We start from the raw sequence: 17,271 nt of genomic DNA on the forward strand, positions 1-17,271 counted from the left end.
CCAATCAACAGGGTGCCAAAATCAATAATAAGCTATAACATAGCCTATTAATAAAATACTTCTTTCTTTTTTCAAAATTGTGCGAATTTTGTTGTGTAATGTGGAAAATACATGTAAAATTTCCCTATCAGCCCTTTTTGGATGGTGAAGTTAATGGAAATAACGAAACATCTTTTTTTAGACCTCTCACTTTTTATCATATTACTGTTTTTGTGCTTAATTTTTTTCGATTATACAAAAAAATTCACCTTTTCCAAATCCTCACTAATAATCTTTTTTATTGCCATGCTATGGTTATGTATTCAATTCTCATACAATCCGGTTTCATTTGCCAGGTACGATTTAAGGATTATTCCTTTAGTTATAGGTGCCCTTTATCTCGGAATCGGGCCTATACTTACCGTCGCAATTATAGTAATAAGAGGCCTCTATGGTTTTGATTTAGGCTTCTTTCAAACAGTTATGCTATATGTACCTCTCGGAGTCATATTTTGGCGATTATACCCGTGGTTTTTAAGACAAGTACCGGGACGACGTATTTTGGTTTCAGTTTGTTTCGGTGTGATCCTCGGTGTGATAACAGTCATTGGGATGAGTTTTGGAAATACCCACGCGTATTGGCTTGATGCTTGGATTGCATTCCTATTTATCCCCCCACTTGGAATCAGCATCATCTCATATGGAATTGAATTTGTTAAAAGGAATAACGAAATGCAGCAGCAACTAATTAAAGCTGAAAAATTAAAAGCTGTTGAACAAATGGGAGCAGCTATATCTCACGAAATCCGTAATCCATTAACAGCTGCCAGTGGCTTTGTTCAACTTCTTCAGGATGATTACCTCTCAAGACATAAAAGAAAAGAATACTTATCAATTGTGAAAGAAGAATTAATTTCCGCTGAACGTGTTATTCAAGATTATCTGACTTTTGCAAAGCCATCCTTGGAAGAACTAGAGGAACTTAATGTAAAAAGTGAACTACGTCAAATAATCAATATTCTGCAGCCTTTAGCTAATCAAAATTCAGTAGAGATCATAACTGATTTTTCCGTCATTGGATTTATTAAAGGAGACGGACAGAAGTTTCGTCAATGCTTTGTGAATGTTATGAAAAATGCGATTGAAGCAATGCCTAATGGCGGATATTTAACAATTATCACTGAATTTAGTCAAAACTATGTGACAATAAGTGTTAAAGATACTGGTATTGGAATGACAGAAGAACAACTTGAGCGATTAGGGGAACCATTTTACTCAACAAAAGGAAAAAATGGAACAGGTTTAGGCATGATGGTTGTCTATAGCATTGCACGTGCTATGGAAGGAGCGGTTTGGGCAGAAAGTGAAGTCGGAGTAGGAACCACTTTCCATTTTAAATTTCCAACCATTTCACACATATAAATTAAAAAACCGACAGGAGAAATAGCCTGTCGGTTTTTTTCTTCATTCCTTTATTTGCCTATAAACATTTGTGTCCAGTGTTTGCCTGTAGCTTCATATCCTACTCCAATATGAGTAAAATTGGAACTTAGGATATTTTTACGATGGCCTTCACTATTCATCCAAGCAGTTACTACTTCTTGTGGAGTACGTTGTCCTTGAGCAATATTTTCACCTGCGGATTTATACGTCACACCAAAGTCTCTCATCATGTCGAACGGAGATCCATAAGTTGGGCTTGTGTGTGAAAAATAATTTTTTTGCTGCATATCCAGTGATTTTTTCTGAGCCACTCCATTTAGTTGCGTGTCCGATTTTAAAGCTGGAAGTCCATTTTTACTTCGTTGTGCATTAGTTAGGTCAATAACTTGCTGAACGTATTGACTAACAGTTCCTGAAGTTGGAGCATTTTGAGTTTGAGCCGGCTGTTTTGGTGCTGGTGCTGGTGCCGGTGCTGGTGCTGGTGCTGGTGTTGTTTGTTTTGGTGCTGGTTGTTGAATTGGCGCAGACGGCTGATTTGGTACTGGTTGTTGAGCTGGCGCCTGTCCAGTCGGTCTTTGTTGCTGGATATACGGTTGTATTTGCTGAAGCGTCCAATTTCTAGGGTCGATCGTAATATACTGATATTTAGCATCTCTAACTAATACCGCTCTTGTATGAGGATATTGATTACTGTCTAATGATGTTTGATAGGCAGATATCATATCATCATTATTGTAATAATATTTCTTATTTTTCCGTTTAGTATTGTACAGATTTACATCTAGATCTGATTGACTGTTATTAGTGTTCGTGTAATCCTCCGTTAATGGACCATTGTGGTCAATCCCATCATCTCTGCCATTACGGACATCCATATAAGGAGTAGTGTTTCTGGTATTGTTCATCCCTATACGATTTGATGTCTGGTCATTTACGTCTTTATTGTCATTGTTATTACATGCAGCAAGCCCCATTGTTAAGACCGCTGTAAAAAGTAATCCCATTGGTTTTCTTATCAATCGAAATACCCCCTCTTGAAAAATCTTGTTACATGTTTAGTTTTAATGTTTTTCAAAGAAAGTATTGATGGAAAATAAACGTAACGGTTCTTAACTAATGAATGGCGCAGATCATTCTTTTTTTCCACAAAAAAAACCAACGAAAACAATTGTCGGTTTTTCTAACAAGGTTCAATTTTCCAACATCGGAATACGGTTTTTATATTTGTTAATAAGTTCTCGATTATGTTCTGTTGCACCATCCGCATTGCCACTTTTAAAGATAGGCGGTTCGAAGTTCTTTTCAATCATTATGCTGACTGCTTCAACCATTATTCCATTAACAATTGCTGTCCCAATTACCGTTGAGCCTGAACCAAAATTTACACCTAGGGACTCGTGCTCCATCAAGGTATCCCCAACCAAAATATGATTATCAATGGAAAGGTCAGCTGTATGATACAAAAATTTACCACTTTTATGTCTTGACTCCACTGCTTTTGTATAAACGTACGATGTGATACATATGACAAAGGCACCTTTATTTTTAGAAATCTCAGCAACATCAATGGGCACGGGGTTCCTGCCAGAAGTTGATGCAACAATGACAACATCTTGAGGTTGAATCTTCACATTCGCCATAAATTGTTTTGCATAGTCATTTTCTTGTTCTAGTTGGGATGAACGAACAGCACCTTTATGAAGCATTAAATCTTCAATTAGGATTGGGTTAATTGGCACTAATCCGCCTGCTCTGTAAAAAAGTTCTTCCCCAAGTAAATGAGAGTGTCCACAGCCAAAAACATGCACGATTCCATCTTTTTGAATACACTGAGCGACTTTTTCCGCTGCTTTTTTGAGGTTTTCATTTTCATCTTTTTCGATTAAGCTTAATAATTCTTTCAGCTTATGAAAATAAAGATTGAACATGTTACATAACCTCCCTTGTTTTGTTTTCAGCGTTTCATCTGAATCATAAATTTATAACGATCAGCACGATATACAGATTTAACGAATTCAACAGGGGTATTGTCTTTTAGAAATGTATTTCTTTGGATGAGCATAACTGGTGCACCTTTGTTGATTTTTAAATAATTGGCTTCACTTTGATTTGCTACTGAAGATTCAATGATCTGAGAAGCACGATCGATTCTTAAGTCTAACTGTTCTTCAATGAATTCGTATAAGGATTTATTCACTATTTGCTCTGTAAGTCCTTTAATGAGATTTGCTGATATATAATTAATTTCTAAGGCCATTGGGACACTATCAGCTATGCGAATCCGCTTGATCTCGTATACTGGTCCATGTTCAGAAATCATTAGTTGACCTGCTAGTTGTCTTGTCGCGGGAATAATTTCAAAGTGAATTAATTGGCTTCCTGGTTCCAATCCCCTTGCTTTCATATCTTCAGTGAAACTTGTTAATCCTTGCAGAGGCTGTTCGATTTTTCTTTCAGCAACGAAAGTTCCCTTTCCTTGCAAGCGATACAAATATCCCTCATTTACTAACTGTGTAAAGGCCTGTCTAACTGTCATACGGCTTATTTGATATTTTTCTGCATATTCTCTTTCTGGTGGAAGAGAATCACCAGGAAGCAACTCACCGTTTTCAATTAACTCCTTGATATATTCTTCAATTTGATAATAAATCGGAATGGGAGAATTCTTATTAATCATTTTCCTCCAACTTCATCCTTTCCTTAAAATAGGCACAAAGGTTTAATGTTGAAAGAGAATATCCATACTCATTTAGCATTGAACCTTTAAATCCGCTATTGCCACCTTATCTGCGATAATTGTAACACAAGGATGATTTTTCAACACTGATGCAGGAAAACTTTCATTGATCTCACCATTCAAAAGTCTAAATAGTGCTTCTCTTTTCTTTTCACCAGAAACCAAAAGAAGAATTTCTTTGCTTTTCATAATGGTGGATATTCCCATCGTAATAGCTTTAGTAGGCACTTCTTCAATCCTGTTAAAAAATCTGGCATTTGCTTGAATGGTTGATGCTGCTAACTCTACAATATGCGTTTTAGAATCAAAGGAAGTTCCTGGTTCATTGAATCCAATATGCCCATTACTGCCAATACCGAGAATTTGCAAATCAATGCCACCATGCTCAGTAATTAAATCTTCATAACGATTACATTCTACTTGATAATCAGCAGCAATGCCGCTTGGAATATTTGTTTTAACTTTATTAATATCAATATAATTAAAAAGTTGGTTATCCATAAAATAGCGGTAGCTATTCTCCTGATCTCCTGATAACCCAATGTACTCATCCAAATTAAAAGTGTTTACCTTCTGATAAGATGTCCCGTTTTTTTGGTGATCCTCGATTAGGCTTTTGTATGTCCCAATCGGGGTCCCGCCTGTTGCTAATCCAAGTTTAATACCTGGATTCTGAACTACCTTTTTTATAATAAAATCAGCTGCTCTATTACTCATTTGCTGATAATCTTCTACTTCAATAATCCTCATTTTGAATTTCCTCCCTTTTAAAAGCCAATGCTCCTCGGCAAAGTGTCATATAAACTTCCATTTTGTCATCTAAAATGACAATGTCAGCATCTTTTCCAACAGCAAGACTGCCTTTGCGATCATAAATATTCAACTGCTTTGCTGGGTTTACTGAAGCCATCACAATGGCTTCATCAAGTGAACAACCCGTGTAAGAAATGATATTTTTTACTGCATGTCCCATTTCCAAAATACTTCCAGCAAGGGTTCCGTCATCAAGGACTGCTTTTCCATTTTTAACGATTACATCTTGGCCACCAAGTTCATACATACCATTTTTCAAACATTTTGCCCGCATCGAGTCGGTTATTAAAATTAATCCATCACTTAGCTTTTGTTTGAATGCAAGATTTACCATTTCTGGACGAACATGCACCCCATCTACGATAATTTCAGCTTTTAATTCTTCGCGTAAAAATGCTGCCCCAACTACACCGGGTTCACGGTGATGAAGCCCCCTCATTTGATTAAAAAGATGGGTAACGTGGTTTGCACCTGCCTCAATGGCTTCCCCCACTTGTTCATATGTTGCATCAGTATGGCCAATGGATGCAACAATTCCATTTTCCTTTAAATATCGTATCATTTCTAATCCACTCGGTCTTTCAGGAGCCAGAGTGACAAGCTTAATTGTTTCATTGGACAGCTTTTGCCATTCTCTAATTAAAGAAAGATCAGGATCAATTATATGTTGAATCGGCTGCGCTCCTGCCATTTTAGCATTCACAAACGGTCCTTCGAGATGAATGCCAAGTATTTCAGATTTTCCTTGAGCTTGCTGCTCTTTGATGTACTTCCCGGCATTTATTAAGGCATTTTCAATTTGTTTTCCTTCTTGAGTCATCGTAGTGGCTAAAAAGCTAGTAGTTCCTTCTTTAGGCAATGCTGCTACCATTGTGTCTAGTGCTTCCTTGGTGGCATCCATTGTGTCGGCACCAGCCACACCGTGGATATGAACATCGACAAAACCTGGAACTGCATTAAAATGGGCAGGAATTTCAATCACATTAAAGCTGTCTTTATTAGATAGCTCGTTTGATGAACCCATCTCGATGATTTTTTGATTTTTTATTTTTATATATCCATCTTCAATTATTTGTTCTTCTGAATAAACCCGTACACCCTTAAGTAAAATATGATTATCGTTTGGTATCATCTTAGATACTTCCTTTCAGGTTATATCTTAATCTTAGCATCACCATTATCTAGTTGTCTATACCAATTTCTTTATTTGAAAAAATATGAATAAAATACCATCTTTGGCTCAATCCTATGGCACGCTAGTATTTCCATTCATTTGAAGAATCGAATTGTTATTAAATTGATAAAATTGGTATAGACATCTATAAATACTTAGTGCTATAGTTAAAAACAGAAAAGCGCTTACACCCAGCATCTATTGTTTTGATGAAATAATTCATTTATAGTTAATTTTTTTAAACTTTATAGGGGGTAATAAGATGAAGAAATATTTACAAAGAATTGGTCGTTCATTGATGTTACCTGTAGCTGTTTTACCGGCTGCAGCCATTTTGATGGGTATTGGTTATTGGATCGACCCTACAGGTTGGGGGGCGGATAGTCCACTCGCTGCTTTCCTAATTAAAGCTGGTTCATCAATTATTGATAATATCCCTTTCTTATTTGCTGTTGGGGTAGCACTAGGGATGGCGAAAGAAAAAGATGGTTCATCTGCGTTAAGTGGTCTAGTAGCTTACCTGGTTGTAACAACCTTGCTTTCAACAGGATCAGTGGCATTGCTGCAAGGAATTAAACCAGAAGAAGTAGATCCTGCGTTTGGAAAAATCGGAAATGCCTTCGTTGGTATTATTTCGGGGATAGTCGCATCAATGATGTACAATCGATTTAGTCATGTGAAACTTCCGGATGCGTTAGCATTCTTTAGCGGAAAACGACTCGTTCCAATTATGACAGCGGTTTCGATGTTAGTCGTTTCTGCAGTATTATTCTTTATTTGGCCGCCTATTTTTACAGGATTAGTTTCTTTTGGTAAAGGGATAAGTGGATTAGGTGCCATTGGCGCTGGGTTATTCGGTTTCTTCAATCGACTTCTAATTCCAACAGGTCTACACCATGCTTTAAACGCTGTGTTCTGGTTTAATGTTGCAGGAATCGATGATATTGGGAATTTCTGGTCTGGAAAGGGTGTAAAGGGAGTCACAGGAATGTATCAAGCTGGCTTCTTCCCTATCATGATGTTTGGTTTACCAGCTGCAGGGCTGGCAATGTATCATACAGCTAAAACAAAAAAGAAAAAGCAAGTAGCATCCTTAATGCTGGCAGCCGGTTTCGCTGCATTCTTTACTGGTGTAACAGAACCATTGGAATTTGCATTTATGTTTGTAGCGCCAATGCTTTATTTGGTGCATGCGGTTTTAACAGGTATTTCATTAGCGATCGCAGCTGCATTCCATTGGACAGCAGGATTTGGTTTTAGTGCCGGTTTAGTAGACTTTGTTTTAAGTTCAAGATTGCCGATGGCAAACCAGCCTTACATGTTAATAGTTCAAGGCCTAGTGTTTGCTGTAATCTATTATTTCTTATTCAGATTCATCATTACAAAATTCAACTTAATGACTCCTGGACGTGAAGAAGATGATGATGATGAGACTTCTGAGGTTGTCGTTGCAGCAGGTGAAAGCAAATTTGCCGCAATGGCCGCACAGATATATGAAGGACTAGGCGGAAACGCAAATGTTACTTCTGTAGACAATTGTGTAACGCGCTTAAGAATGGAAGTTAAAGACATGAATGCAGTCGACCAACAAAAAATTAAAGCGACTGGTGTACCTGGCATCAATATCGTTGGGAAGCAAAGCATTCAAGTGATTGTCGGAACCAATGTACAATTTGTAGCAGACGAAATTATAAAACTTCGTAATGGGCCGAAGAGAAGTGATAAGACTGAAATTAATTCGGATTTAGCACATAAAGTGGCAGCTGCTCCGATTGAAACAAATGTACTCTCACCACTTTCTGAAAAAGATTTTGTTATGCCAATCGAAGGGGAAATTATCCCGATTACTGAAGTGCCAGACCAAGTTTTCTCACAAAAAATGATGGGAGAAGGTTTTGGAATTATACCAACTAAAGGTACGGTCGTTTCACCAGTGGACGGCGAAATCATGAATGTTTTCCCTACTAAGCATGCAATCGGAATTAAATCAAAGCAAGGCTATGAAATCCTTATTCATATTGGCTTGGATACCGTCAATTTAAAAGGTGAAGGCTTCAATGTTCTTGTAAAAGAAGGACAGCAGATAACTAAAGGTCAAGAAATCTTGAACTTTGATCTAGAATTCATTAAGAAATCAGTCCCATCAGCTATTACACCAGTTATCTTTACAAACTTAACAAAATTAAATGTAAAGAAACAAGGACACTCAGCCCAAGGTCAAGACGGAATCCTAACAATTGAATAACAATAAAAATCGGCAGGTGCCAGGCACCTGTCGATTTTTTATTTTATTGATTAAATATCAATTCAGCGATTTTCAACCCCTAATGAACTTGTGTTTTTGGCCCAGCAAATTAACAAAGCTCACCCACAATTTTTGTCCCGTGAACTTCACTAATATTTAACATGCTTGCGATATGATTTAGGTTTTTGTCAGTAATTCCCCCGCCTGGAAGAATAATAATTTGGTCAGCCGCAAAATCCACTAATTCCTTCAAACGGCTAAGGTTGTCTTCGATTGATTTAGAACTTGGTCCTCCGTGTGTTAAAATTCGATTCACTCGATGTTTCACAAGCCAATCAATAGCTTCAAACTGATAGTTATTTTTTATCTGATCAAATGCCATGTGAAAGGTTACATCCAGCCCTTTTGCAGATTCTAGCAGTTTAAGCATGGCATCCTCATCAATCCAATCAGAATCATTTAAGCATCCAATCACCACTCCATCTGTCCCTAACTGTTTGAAATGAGCAATATCAGTTTGCATAATCTCTATTTCTTCTTTAGTAAAAATAAAATTACCGCCTCTGGGTCTAACCATGGTCATTACCTTCGTATTTTTGGAGTGACAATATGAAATGGTTTTTGCTGCTACCCCGTGACTAACAGTAGTGCCTCCGACAGATAGGTTGTCACAAAGCTCAATCCGGTGTCCCCCCTTTTCAATAGCCATTGGAACCAATGTAAAATTCTCTACACAAACTTCTTTTAGCATATACACCCACCTTTCAGATACAACTCAAAGAATACTCTCTGAACACTTCGCAAATCAAATCTCCTGTTTTCTTGCAGATTCATTATACAAGAAAAAACCATTCATTAACCTTCCCTACTTTCCCCTATCGCTCGGTCCTCAAATAACTGGCAATTGGCTTGGCTGCTAAGCCAGAGAAATTGGTGAGTATGTATGCTATAGTTTGTACACTTATTTTCATATAAGCCTCAGCGGAATGGACAAAAGGGAGATACAAATAATAAATTGAAAAACGACTGGTGCCTGACACCAGTCGTTTTTGTTATGCAAATAATTTTGACTCTTCTTGTTGGAAAAAGCTTTTCATCGCATGAAAGACATCTGCTTTTTGTTTTAGAATATAGTAGCGAAATTGATCTTCTTTAATGTTTTTATAGGCGGACATTAGAGTGGAATGACGGTTATATTGATTTACCTCTCCATAACCGAACATATTGGACACCTTCATTAATTCCTCTACAAGCTTCACACAACGCGCATTATCCGATGTGAGATTATCACCGTCTGAAAAGTGGAATGGATAGATGTTGAACTTTCGTGGATTATATTTGGCATCAATGATTTCGAGTGCTTTCCGGTATGCGGATGAACAAATGGTTCCACCACTTTCACCCTTGGAAAAGAAGTCTTCCTCTGAAACTACTTTAGCTTCAGTATGGTGGGCAATAAATTCAATTTCAACTGTTTCATATTTAGTTCTTAAAAAGCGAGTCATCCAGAAGAAAAAGCTGCGCGCCATATACTTTTCCCAGATCCCCATTGAGCCACTCGTATCCATCATAGCAATAACAACTGCTTTAGAATCTGGTTTGATTACTTCATTCCAAGTCTTAAATTTTAAATCATCCTTGTAAATAGGATGGAACGCAGGCTTCCCACTCATCGCATTCCTTTTAAAAGCTGACATCATCGTCCGTTTCTTATCAATATTCCCCATCAAACCTGTTTTCCGAATATCATTGAATTCAATGTTTTCAACGAGATGTTCTTGTTCTTCTTTTCTTTTTAAATTTGGAAGCTCTAATTGTTTAAATAATGCTTCCTCCAACTCCATTAATGATACTTCCGCCTCAAAATAATCTTCTCCTGCTTGGTCTCCAGCTCCTTGGCCTTTCCCAGGTCCCTTTTGCCCGCTGGAGCCATCACGTGCTACTACATCACCTACTTGACTGTCACCATCACCCTGGCCCACGTGTTTGTTTTTGTCATAATTATAACGGATTTTATATTCGTCCAATGAACGAATTGGAATTTTTACGACATCTCGACCATTAGACATAATTATGCTTTCTTCTGTAATTAAGTCTGGAAGATTGTTGCGAATTGCCTCCTGGACTTTTTCCTGATGCCGCTGCTGGTCATCGTGGCCTTTTCGGTGGAGGGACCAATCTTCTCTTGAAATGATAAATTGATGGTTGTTAGTTGACAATGTAAACCCCTCCTTATTAATTTATTAGTTTCCAAAATGCACAAATTTTCATCAAATACATATTATAACGCGAGTGAAAAAATATTAAGATAAATATGGATTACTCTATCCTATGCAGGAGTAAAGAATAATTTACAAATTATTTTGACAATTACGCATTCGCCTAAGAAATTGGACAAAGTAGCAAAATGGGACCAACAAGTCTTTTGCGAACTTGAATAAGGAAAAAAATAGACTGACAGATTTCCTTCTGCCAGTCCCTGCTATTTTAAACCCAACCTATCTATTTAATAGACTTCCTACATAACGAAGTAATTCATTAGCTGACGTTGTATTATAGCCGTGTTCATCCACTAGTCTTGCCACTACATTATTGATCTTCTTTAGCTGCTGTTCATCTGGGGTTTTTGAAGAGGTAGTAATTTTCACTACATCCTTTAAATCAGCAAACAATTTCTTTTGAATGGCTTCACGAAGACGATCATGAGAATTATAGTCAAATCGTTTCCCTTTTCTCGCAAAGGCCGAAATTCGAATGAGGACTTCCTCTCTAAAGGCCTTTTTCGCATTTTCAGAGATACCAATTTGTTCTTCAATGGAACGCATCAACTTCTCATCTGGATTGATTTCCTCTCCAGTGAGTGGATCACGGAGTTTCGATTTATTGCAATAGGCCTCAACATTATCAAGATAATTGTCCATTAACGTTTTCGCCGATTCTTCGTACGAATACACAAATGCTTTTTGGACTTCCTTCTTGGCAATATTATCATACTCTTTCCGAGCTAAGGAGATATAATTCATATAACGTTCTCGTAACTCAGCAGTGATGGAAGGGTGTTGATCGAGCCCATCTTTTAATGATCTTAATACATCCAGTGCATTAATCGATGGAATTTCTTTTCGAATAATTGTTGATGATATTCGATTAATTACATAACGAGGATCAATACCACTCATACCCTCGTCTGGATATTCCTTCTTAAGTTCATCCACATCCGCTGTATTAAAGCCTTCCACACTTTCCCCATCATAAAGGCGCATTTTCTTAAGTAAATCAATATCGCCTTTCTTCGGTTCCTTTAAACGTGTAAGAATCGTAAACATCGCAGCTACCTTTAACGTATGCGGGGCGATGTGAACATCTGAAACATCACTTTCATTGATCATTTTTTCATAAATTCTTTCTTCTTGTGACACCTTTAAGTTATACGGTATTGGCATGACAATAATCCGTGAATGGAGTGCTTCATTCTTCTTATTGGAGATAAAGGATCGGTACTCCGTTTCGTTCGTGTGCGCCACGATCAGCTCATCAGCACTTATTAGGGCAAAACGGCCTGCTTTAAAATTCCCTTCTTGGGTAAGAGACAGCAAGTGCCACAAGAATTTCTCATCACACTTTAACATCTCCTGGAACTCCATCATTCCTCGGTTAGCTTTATTAAGTTCACCATCAAAACGATAGGCACGTGGATCTGATTCGGAACCAAATTCCGCAATCGTTGAAAAATCAATACTTCCTGTTAAATCGGCAATATCCTGTGATTTTGGATCGGATGGGCTGAATGTACCAATTCCAGTTCGTTTATCTTCGGAAAAGAAGATTCTTTCAACGAGTACATCTTCAATTCGTCCACCATACTCCTGTTCTAAACGCATCATATTCAGTGGTGAAAGATTGCCTTCGATCCGGATTCCATACTCATCATAGAAATCCTTCCGCAAATGATGTGGGATTAAATGGAGTGGATCCTCATGCATCGGGCATCCTTTAATGGCAAATACAGAGCCTCGATCAGTGAGTGAGTAAGCTTCGAGCCCCCTTTTTAACATAGTAACAAGGGTCGACTTCCCGCCGCTAACAGGACCCATTAATAATAAAATACGCTTCCTTACATCCAGCCTTTTTGCAGCAGGATGGAAGTATTCTTCAACAAGCCGCTCCAGCGATTCCTCTAAACCAAATAATTGATTACTAAAGAATTCGTACTTTTTCGTCCCCTTTTCTTCAGTAATTCCTGCATCCTTAAGCATATTATAAACTCGTGAATGTGCCGACTGTGCAACCCATGGCTTCTCTTTCAACAATTGTAAATAATCTGCGAATGACCCTTCCCAACGTAGCTTTTCTTCCTCTTCGCGATACATCTCGATTTTTTTTAGAATATCCATAAGGCCCTCCCCCGTAGGTTAATCAGAGACGATTAATATACTTTATGCTCATATGCTTTTGAACATGCGTACCCATTGCGAGTTAGCGTCTATCTTTTTTGTTTCAACAAAAGAATCTTCCTCTTTTCATTTTTTTAAGATAGGCTATAATAAGACTATATGTGTGATAAAATTGAAAAATGTATGACGAAGGAGGATTACATAAATATGAACACGTTCATCGTTTGTTTAGTCATGGCCACGTTCTTAGCAGCAATCTTCACATCAGGTTATAATGACAAACCAGGTTCTACAAAATAAAAGCTGCCAATTGGCAGCTTTTTTTAATGAAGATCAAGTTTATTTTTTTGAATAAATTCCTTCATATACATTCTACTCTTTCTATCAAGCATAATAGCCATTTGTTCCGTCCAGCGGTCGTTTCTTTTTCCGCCTGTCCGCTCGTCATAGTAGCTTGAAATCAAGGTATCATATTTTTGAAGCTGACTAACGTAAACCCCCATATCTTGTTCGTATTCATCCTCATGATAAACATGTTCATACGGTAACCTCGGTTTTTTTTCATTTAGTTTGGTTGGAAAACCAACAGCTAGTCCAAACAATGGTATTACCCGCTCCGGTGTTTTCAAAATCTTTTTTACTTCCTCGAGATTATTCCGAATTCCACCTATGTAACATATTCCTAAGCCCATTGATTCTGCTGCTATCGCTGCATTTTGTGCTGCTAAAGATGCATCAATAAGGGCTACCATGAACTTTTCCGTGCTTTCAATCGAAGGAGCGACATTTATGTGTTCCTGTTCTCCAATAATAGTATGGCGGTATAGATCTGCACAAAAAACAAAAAAGTGACCGTTTTTTTCAACATATTCCTGATTTCCTGCAATTTCGGCTAATTTTTTCTTCTTCTCTTTGTCCTTAACTCCAATAATAGAATAGGCCTGAATAAAACTGGAGGTAGCTGCAGATTGAGCACAAGTAATGATTTTTTTGATTTGTTCGTCTGTTAGCTGCTTGTCCTCAAAATGACGAAGAGAGCGGTGATTTAATATAGTTTCGATAACTTCATTCATGACAAACTTCCTTTCATTAATCAAAAGGAGGCCCGCTAGGACCCCCTTGATTATTTTAAATGAGCATAGTCTTGCTGTCGCAGCGCTTCATAGATAAGAATAGACGCTGTATTGGACAGATTCAGAGAACGAATATTATCGTTCATAGGAATCCGTAAGCTAACTTCCTTATTTGCTTCAATGACCTCTTTCGGCAGACCGGTCGTTTCACGCCCAAAGATAAAATAATAATCCTTACTTGAATTACTATAATCAAAACTGCTAAAAGGCTTTTGACCAAATTTGGTAATGTAAAAAAATTCACCGCCTGCATTCTTTTCATAAAATTCATCCAGAGAATCATAATAGAAAATGTTAACGTATTGCCAATAATCAAGGCCAGCTCTTTTTAGCATTTTGTCATCTGTGGAAAAACCTAATGGACGGATTAAATGTAAATTTGTATCTGTTCCTGCACAGGTTCTTGCTATATTTCCTGTATTGGAAGGGATCTGCGGTTGATATAAGACTACATTAATTGACATGGAACTCACCTCGGGTAAAAACTCTACATGCCATTATACCATTATGATATATCCTTTCAATAATTAAGCCTCTTTAGTCGATTATCGAAAAAAACTTATATTTAATTTTAGGGGTATAGGCAGATGAATCCTCATATGCCCAATACCTCATTCTACTATTATACGTATGGGCATTAACTAACGGCATCCCGTATGCGTCCTTACCAGTCACAATCGTATTATGATTAAATCTTCCATCCCCTTCAAAATCGTAGCAAATAACATCTCCCAATAACAATTGATCAGGGCTGCTCACTTGCCTTGCCTGTAAACCACTTTTTGAATTAGCCAAGTAGCTCTTTAGTGAATTTGCCACTGCCCAGCTATAGCTCCAATTATGATTTTGGAGCCACCAGCCTCCTCCCTTATTAGGATAACCTCTCATAGGTGCCCCGCCACTATGAAGGCATTGAGAGATAAAATTGGTGCAATCATTTACAAATTTTTTATAAGCAGGATTATAGCTATTCCACCACCGTTCCGCATATTGCACAGCCTTTAAGCGATTGTACTGATAGCTCAATCGTTCGTCCTTGTCCTCTAAAACAAGGTCGGTTGGCTGCTGATACATATCTTGAGGTTCATAGGGGTTAATTTCCTCATCCATCACTAAAGCCCCTTTATAAAACTTTGCTAATCTTTCTTCAACCTCTTCTTCCATATAAAGCAATGCCTTTTGCTTAATTAAGTATTGATAATGGGCCTGGTATTTTACCGTTTGAAATTCTTCCTCTTTATTCGTTTCTAGTATCCTGCCTGAGGCTTTAACTTTTACAATTTCTGCTGACCTGTTTGATAAAGCACTTTGCTTTTTATCAGCCTTTGGAAAAAATACTTTATGAGTTCTATTATCGGAAACAAATTGGCTTACTCTCTTTTCAAATAACTCTTGTATTAACTGAAGCATCTTCTCCACCCCTTTCTTTCATACATATGAGAGAAGACAGGGTTTCAATCAAAAAAAATAAGCGAACCACGTGAGTTCGCCCATTTATTAACTATAAAAACGTAAGCCCTTTTCTATTTCATTTTGGACTTCCAAATCTATTTCATGTTCTTGGGCTTTTTTTAAAGCCGCAAAAGCCGTTTCACCGCCAATTTTCCCTAGGGCCCAGGCAGCTGTTCCTCTTGAAACGGGACTTGCTTCATTTTCTAGAACATCGACTAAATCTGGAATGGCAGTTTCATCCTTAAAATGGGCAAGTGCAATAATCGCATTCCGTTGAATTGGCTTTTTCCCTCTCCACGCACCAGATACATAGCCAAATTTAGTTTTAAATTCCCGATTGCTTAATTTTAAGATTGGCTTTAACAAGGGCTTAGCAACTTCAGATTGCGCTTCAAGTTCGTCATGAAAATGAAAGTTCTTCCCCTTGTTAACTGGACATGCGGTCTGGCAAGAATCACAGCCATAGATCCGGTTCCCAATCTTATCTCTAAACTCGTCTGGAATAAATGTTTTGGTTTGGGTTAAAAAAGATATACAGCTCTGTGCATTAATTTGTCCACCTTGAACCAGTGCCCCTGTTGGACATGCATCCAAACATTTTGTACATGATCCGCATTGATCTTCCATTGGTGTATCTGGTTCAAAAGGAATACTTGTGATCATTTCACCCAAATACACATATGAACCAAACTCTGGTGTAATGATCGAGCAGTTTTTTCCACTCCAACCGATTCCAGCACGTTCTGCTACCGCACGATCTGAGAGTTCACCAGTGTCAACCATCGATTTCAACCTTGCTCCCGGCATCTTTGTGGCGAGAAATTCCTCTAGTTTTTTTAGCCTATCATTAAGAACATGATGATAATCAAGTCCCCATGAGGCCCTGCTGAAAATGCCTCTTCTTTCACCCTGTTTGCTTTCGACACGGTTCTTCATTTTGGAAGGGTAAGCAACTGCAATGGAAATGATCGAACGAGGTTCCTCTAGTAATAAAGAAGGGGTGGCTCGTTTCTCTATATCTGGCTCTTCAAATCCTGATTGGTAGCTTAGTTCCTGCTGCCTTATAAGCCGATTTTTTAATTCAGTAAACGTGTCAGCTGTTGTGAAACCAATTTTATCGATTCCGATTTCCTTACTATAAGCAATTACTTCTTCTTTTAGTGTTTTAATGTCCATAGAGCGAGCCCCCCTTCCTGGTTGATTAAATAGAAAAAAACGCAATGTATCGTTCTCTTATGTAACGATATACTGCGTTAGTTAATATGTATGGAGCGGGTGATGGGAATCGAACCCACTACATCAGCTTGGAAGGCTGAGGTTTTACCAGTAAACTACACCCGCATTTTTTTCAATTGATGAATAATTTTTATCATCAACTGACCTTTATTATGATACACACTATTTTTACTATAGTCAAGGGTAAAATGCAAATTTTGTCGAATATACTTCTATTGGTCGAATTAGAAACAAAATATAATGTTTTGCAGTATATTCAAAAAGATATAGATTGGTTACTCTCTTAGAATGGACACTATCTGCTTACTTGTGCTTATTGGTTACCGATATCTGCATTTTTTTTAGGGGACGATTCATTTTTTATGCTTGTTTAATCACTTTCCCCTTCAATGAGCGAATTATTACGCTCTACGAGCGAATCTCGGTTATTTATGGGCGAATTTAAGAATCAACACTCTTTTAGTAATGAGTTGCATAAACTTTAGTCAAAAAAAAATTGCTCATTAAATTATGAGCAATTTTTTTAAAACAATTTGATACCGGTGGTCGGGGTCGAACCGACACTCCAGAAGGAACACGATTTTGAGTCGTGCGCGTCTGCCAATTCCGCCACACCGGCGCGTATTAAAATGTTTTGATAAAGCAATGCCGAGGACCGGAATCGA

At 37.8% G+C, this 17,271-nt stretch carries 14 protein-coding genes, 2 tRNA genes and 1 pseudogene; 3 read left to right on the forward strand and 14 right to left on the reverse strand.

Annotated features, from left to right (window positions below):
• Positions 1-540: 540 nt before the first annotated feature.
• Positions 541-1,401 carry a HAMP domain-containing sensor histidine kinase gene (locus V7137_RS16025; protein ID WP_335699010.1) on the forward strand — a complete coding sequence of 287 codons (861 nt, stop codon included), beginning with the start codon at positions 541-543 and terminating at the stop codon, positions 1,399-1,401.
• Between the two features lie 50 nt (positions 1,402-1,451).
• Here V7137_RS16025 and V7137_RS16030 read toward each other — a convergent pair whose 3' ends face one another.
• The 5 genes from V7137_RS16030 to nagA form a co-directional block, all read right to left on the reverse strand.
• Complete coding sequence (locus V7137_RS16030; RefSeq protein WP_335699011.1) at positions 1,452-2,441, reverse strand: CAP domain-containing protein; 990 nt, start codon at positions 2,439-2,441, stop codon at positions 1,452-1,454.
• 171 nt (positions 2,442-2,612) lie between these two features.
• Entirely contained in the window at positions 2,613-3,350 is a 738-nt protein-coding gene (locus tag V7137_RS16035) for an SIS domain-containing protein (protein ID WP_335699012.1), read from the reverse strand.
• A 26-nt stretch (positions 3,351-3,376) separates the two neighbouring features.
• Complete coding sequence (locus V7137_RS16040; protein ID WP_335699013.1) at positions 3,377-4,099, reverse strand: GntR family transcriptional regulator; 723 nt, start codon at positions 4,097-4,099, stop codon at positions 3,377-3,379.
• 72 nt (positions 4,100-4,171) lie between these two features.
• Complete coding sequence (gene nagB, locus V7137_RS16045; protein ID WP_335699014.1) at positions 4,172-4,909, reverse strand: glucosamine-6-phosphate deaminase; 738 nt, start codon at positions 4,907-4,909, stop codon at positions 4,172-4,174.
• Positions 4,896-6,104 carry an N-acetylglucosamine-6-phosphate deacetylase gene (gene nagA, locus V7137_RS16050; RefSeq protein WP_335699015.1) on the reverse strand — a complete coding sequence of 403 codons (1,209 nt, stop codon included), beginning with the start codon at positions 6,102-6,104 and terminating at the stop codon, positions 4,896-4,898. The genes nagB and nagA overlap by 14 nt, the downstream gene beginning before the upstream one ends.
• A 304-nt stretch (positions 6,105-6,408) precedes the next feature.
• Between nagA and nagE the strand changes: the two are divergent.
• A pseudogene (gene nagE, locus V7137_RS16055) lies at positions 6,409-7,848 on the forward strand (N-acetylglucosamine-specific PTS transporter subunit IIBC); the annotation flags it as partial.
• 114 nt (positions 7,849-7,962) lie between these two features.
• Positions 7,963-8,391 (forward strand): PTS sugar transporter subunit IIA, encoded by a 429-nt coding sequence (locus tag V7137_RS16060; RefSeq protein WP_335699023.1) that lies wholly within the window; start codon positions 7,963-7,965, stop codon positions 8,389-8,391.
• A 109-nt stretch (positions 8,392-8,500) separates the two neighbouring features.
• Here V7137_RS16060 and V7137_RS16065 read toward each other — a convergent pair whose 3' ends face one another.
• From V7137_RS16065 to V7137_RS16105, 9 genes are all read right to left on the reverse strand, one after another.
• Positions 8,501-9,142, reverse strand: a complete 642-nt coding sequence (locus tag V7137_RS16065; RefSeq protein ID WP_335699016.1) for a copper homeostasis protein CutC — start codon at positions 9,140-9,142, stop codon at positions 8,501-8,503.
• A 301-nt stretch (positions 9,143-9,443) separates the two neighbouring features.
• Positions 9,444-10,610: a sporulation protein YhbH gene (gene yhbH / locus V7137_RS16070; RefSeq protein WP_218351141.1), complete on the reverse strand. Its 1,167-nt coding sequence runs from the start codon at positions 10,608-10,610 to the stop codon at positions 9,444-9,446.
• Between the two features lie 279 nt (positions 10,611-10,889).
• The gene (locus V7137_RS16075; protein WP_218351142.1) at positions 10,890-12,785 is read right to left on the reverse strand and encodes a PrkA family serine protein kinase; all 1,896 of its coding nucleotides are present in this window, start codon (positions 12,783-12,785) and stop codon (positions 10,890-10,892) included.
• Positions 12,786-13,108: 323 nt separating this feature from the next.
• On the reverse strand, positions 13,109-13,858 hold the full coding sequence (gene nfsA, locus V7137_RS16080; protein WP_335699017.1) for an oxygen-insensitive NADPH nitroreductase: 750 nt from the start codon (positions 13,856-13,858) through the stop codon (positions 13,109-13,111).
• A 50-nt stretch (positions 13,859-13,908) separates the two neighbouring features.
• A complete protein-coding gene (gene trmL / locus V7137_RS16085) occupies positions 13,909-14,382 on the reverse strand; it encodes a tRNA (uridine(34)/cytosine(34)/5-carboxymethylaminomethyluridine(34)-2'-O)-methyltransferase TrmL (RefSeq protein WP_335699018.1) in 474 nt (157 codons plus the stop codon).
• Positions 14,383-14,455: 73 nt separating this feature from the next.
• Positions 14,456-15,328 carry an amidase domain-containing protein gene (locus tag V7137_RS16090; protein ID WP_335699019.1) on the reverse strand — a complete coding sequence of 291 codons (873 nt, stop codon included), beginning with the start codon at positions 15,326-15,328 and terminating at the stop codon, positions 14,456-14,458.
• Positions 15,329-15,415: 87 nt separating this feature from the next.
• Positions 15,416-16,546, reverse strand: a complete 1,131-nt coding sequence (queG, locus tag V7137_RS16095) for a tRNA epoxyqueuosine(34) reductase QueG (protein ID WP_335699020.1) — start codon at positions 16,544-16,546, stop codon at positions 15,416-15,418.
• Positions 16,547-16,637: 91 nt separating this feature from the next.
• Positions 16,638-16,711 (reverse strand) — tRNA-Gly (locus V7137_RS16100).
• Positions 16,712-17,143: 432 nt separating this feature from the next.
• A tRNA-Leu gene (locus V7137_RS16105) sits at positions 17,144-17,225 on the reverse strand.
• Between the last annotated feature and the right edge of the window lie 46 nt (positions 17,226-17,271).

This window comes from Neobacillus drentensis, assembly GCF_036962765.1.
GTDB lineage: Bacteria > Bacillota > Bacilli > Bacillales > Cytobacillaceae > Neobacillus > Neobacillus drentensis_C.

Bases quoted from the DNA above. Each gene is read 5' to 3' on its own strand.
- V7137_RS16060 (WP_335699023.1), top strand. From the start codon at position 7,963: ATGCCAATCGAAGGGGAAATTATCCCGATTACTGAAGTGCCAGACCAA.
- trmL (WP_335699018.1), bottom strand. From the start codon at position 14,382: ATGTCAATTAATGTAGTCTTATATCAACCGCAGATCCCTTCCAATACA.
- nfsA (WP_335699017.1), bottom strand. From the start codon at position 13,858: ATGAATGAAGTTATCGAAACTATATTAAATCACCGCTCTCTTCGTCAT.
- nagA (WP_335699015.1), bottom strand. From the start codon at position 6,104: ATGATACCAAACGATAATCATATTTTACTTAAGGGTGTACGGGTTTAT.
- nagB (WP_335699014.1), bottom strand. From the start codon at position 4,909: ATGAGGATTATTGAAGTAGAAGATTATCAGCAAATGAGTAATAGAGCA.
- V7137_RS16075 (WP_218351142.1), bottom strand. From the start codon at position 12,785: ATGGATATTCTAAAAAAAATCGAGATGTATCGCGAAGAGGAAGAAAAG.
- V7137_RS16065 (WP_335699016.1), bottom strand. From the start codon at position 9,142: ATGCTAAAAGAAGTTTGTGTAGAGAATTTTACATTGGTTCCAATGGCT.
- queG (WP_335699020.1), bottom strand. From the start codon at position 16,546: ATGGACATTAAAACACTAAAAGAAGAAGTAATTGCTTATAGTAAGGAA.
- V7137_RS16090 (WP_335699019.1), bottom strand. From the start codon at position 15,328: ATGCTTCAGTTAATACAAGAGTTATTTGAAAAGAGAGTAAGCCAATTT.
- V7137_RS16040 (WP_335699013.1), bottom strand. From the start codon at position 4,099: ATGATTAATAAGAATTCTCCCATTCCGATTTATTATCAAATTGAAGAA.
- V7137_RS16035 (WP_335699012.1), bottom strand. From the start codon at position 3,350: ATGTTCAATCTTTATTTTCATAAGCTGAAAGAATTATTAAGCTTAATC.